2 protein-coding genes are annotated in these 2,910 nt (G+C 72.5%); both read left to right on the forward strand.

Annotated elements, in window-relative coordinates:
• Positions 1-1,752: chemotaxis protein CheA (locus ALA01S_RS30630; protein ID WP_066343503.1), on the forward strand; the 1,752-nt coding region annotated here is incomplete at its 5' end.
• 46 nt (positions 1,753-1,798) lie between these two features.
• Positions 1,799-2,910: HAMP domain-containing protein (locus tag ALA01S_RS30635; RefSeq protein WP_066343509.1), on the forward strand; the 1,112-nt coding region annotated here is incomplete at its 3' end.

Consider the following 2,910-nt stretch of genomic DNA (forward strand, 5'->3'; position numbering starts at 1 on the left):
CCGCCGCCGCCCCCGCCGCCGCCCGTGGAGGCGCCCAAGCCCGCCGCGGCCGAGCCGGCCGCCGACAGCGCCGCCAAGTGCGCGGTGCGCGTGCTCGAGCTCACGGTGGGCCCGCTGGATCATCCCGAGCAGGCCAACAACCTGGCCGAGCTGTTCGCCGAGATTCCCGACCTGGGCGTCCTCGAGCCGCTGGACGGGGGCCATGCCGCCGACGGCATGCGCCGCTTCAAGGTGCTGACCACCAGCGGCGACGACGAGCTGATGGACCTGTTCACCTTCCACGTCGCGCGCGAGGCGCTGCGCCTGGCGCCCATGCACGTGGGCTACGGCTTCCACGATGACGCCCCCGGTGCCCCGCCGCCGGAAACGCCCGACCTGGGCTACGGCTTCTTCGACGACGCCCCCGGCGTGCCCGACCTGGGCGAGATGCCCGCGCCCACCGCCACCGAGATGCACGAGGCCCCCGCCGCCGCGCCGGCCACGGCCGTGGTCGCCGCCGCGGGCACGGCGCCCGCCGCCACGCCGGCCGCAGCCTCGCCCAAGGCCGCCGCGCCGCGCGTGGACAAGGGCGAGTCCACCACGCTGCGCGTGTCGGTGGAAAAGGTGGACCAGCTCATCAACCTGGTGGGCGAGCTCGTCATCACGCAGGCCATGCTGGCCCAGAACAGCAAGCAGCTCGACGGCTCGCTGCACCAGCAGCTGGTCTCCGGGCTGGCGGCGCTGGAGCGCAACACGCGCGACCTGCAGGAATCGGTCATGTCCATCCGCATGATTCCGATGTCCGTGGTCTTCAGCCGCTTCCCGCGCATGCTGCGCGACCTGGAATCCAAGCTGGGCAAGCGCATCGAGATGCACACCCAGGGCGAGGCCACCGAGCTGGACAAGGGCCTGGTGGAAAAGATCACCGACCCGCTCACCCACCTGGTGCGCAACAGCGCCGACCACGGCATCGAGCTGCCGGCCGAGCGCCTGGCGCGCGGCAAGCCCGAGCACGGCAGCATCACCCTGGTGGCCAGCCACCAGGGCGGCAACATCGTGATCGAGGTGCGCGACGACGGCCGCGGCCTGGACCGCGAGAAGCTGCTGCGCAAGGCGCGCGAGCGCGGCCTGGACGCGCCCGACAGCCTCACCGACGCCGAGGTCTGGGGCCTGATCTTCGCCCCGGGCTTCTCCACGGCCGACGTCGTCACCGACGTCTCCGGCCGCGGCGTGGGCATGGACGTGGTCAAGAAGAACATCACGGCGCTGGGCGGCACGGTCGAGATCGACTCCGCGCCCGGCCAGGGCATGAGCGTGAAGGTCCGCCTGCCGCTGACGCTGGCCATCATGGACGGCATGAGCGTGGGCATCGGCGCCGAGTGCTACATCGTCCCGCTGGCCAGCGTGGTCGAGTCCTTCCAGGTCACGCAGGGAATGATCCGCGGCCTGGCCGGCGCCCGCGTCGTCGAGGTGCGCCAGGAGTACATGCCCGTGGTGGACATGCAGCGCCTGTTCAGCGTGCCGCGCCCGGGCAAGGACCAGCCCAGCGACATGATGGTCGTGGTCGAGGCCGACGGCGGGCGCGTGGCGCTGCTCGTGGACGAGCTGCTGGGCCAGCAGCAGGTGGTGGTCAAGAACCTGGAGGCCAACTACCGCCGCGTGGACGGCATCTCCGGCGCCACCATCCTGGGCGACGGCCGCGTGGCCCTGATCCTGGACGTCGGCGGCCTGGTGCGCCGCTCGCGCACCCGGCTCATGGACGGCCACGCCTGACGCGCGCGGGCCTTCAGGCATCAAGCAGTAAGCAGTTGGGGTACTCATGATCAACGCCTGGATACGGAGCTTTTCCATCCGCTTTCGCATGGTCGGCGCCATCCTCACGGTGCTGGCGCTGCTCGCTTTGGTAAGCGGCGTGGGCCTGTGGGGGATGGGCAGGCTCCACCGCGTGAGCGACGGCTTCATGGCGGGCACGCATGCCCGCACCATGGACGCCGTGGCCCTGGAGCGGCAGCTCGGCAACATCCGGCGCCATGAGAAGGACCTGGTGATCCACCTCGACTCGGCCGAGGCCGCGGCGCGGCACCAGGCCCTGTGGAACACCGCCGTGCAGCAGGCCACGCAAATGGCGCAGCGGCTGGGCCAGGGCTCCGCGGACGCCGGCGCCACCGCGGCTGCCGCCGTGGCCGGCGCCCTTGCCGACTACGCCGCCAAGGCCGCGCCGGTGCTCACGCAGGCCGCCGCCGGCGGCTTCGCGACCGCGGCGCTGGCCGACCGCGCGCTGGAGCCGGCCAAGACGCCCATACACGCCACCGAGGCCGAGGTGGGCAAGCTGCTCACCCACCTGAAGGCGCAGCAGGAGGCCGCCGCCGCCGAGCTCGCCGGCGCCTCCAGCCTCGCCCACCTGCTGTTTGCCGCGGCGGCGCTGGTGAGCGCGCTCGTGGTGGTGCCGCTGACGCTGGCCAACATGGCCTCCATCTGCGCGCCGGTGGCGCAGGCCCGCGCCGTGGCCGAGCGCATCGCCACGGGCGAGCTGTCGCAGGAGGTGCAGATCACGGGCAACGACGAGATCTCGGCGCTGCTGCGCTCGCTGGCGGGCATGCAGCATGCGCTGCAGTCGCTGGTCAACGAGGTGCGCCAGAGCGCGTCCTCGGTGCAGTTGGCCAGCTCCGAGGTGGCCGCGGGCAACAGCGACCTCTCCAGCCGCACCGAGCAGACGGCCTCCAGCCTGCAGCAGACGGCTTCGAGCATGCAGCAGCTCACCGTCAACGTGCGCTCCGGCGCCGACGCCGCGGCCACGGCCAACCAGCTCGCCTCCTCGGCCTCCGACGTGGCGCGCCGCGGCGGCGAGGTGGTGTCGCAGGTGGTGAGCACCATGGACGGCATACAGACCGCCAGCCGCCGCATCGGCGACATCATCGGCACGATCGACGG

It is taken from the genome of Azohydromonas lata NBRC 102462 (genome assembly GCF_001571085.1).
Classification (GTDB): Bacteria; Pseudomonadota; Gammaproteobacteria; order Burkholderiales; family Burkholderiaceae_C; genus Azohydromonas; species Azohydromonas lata.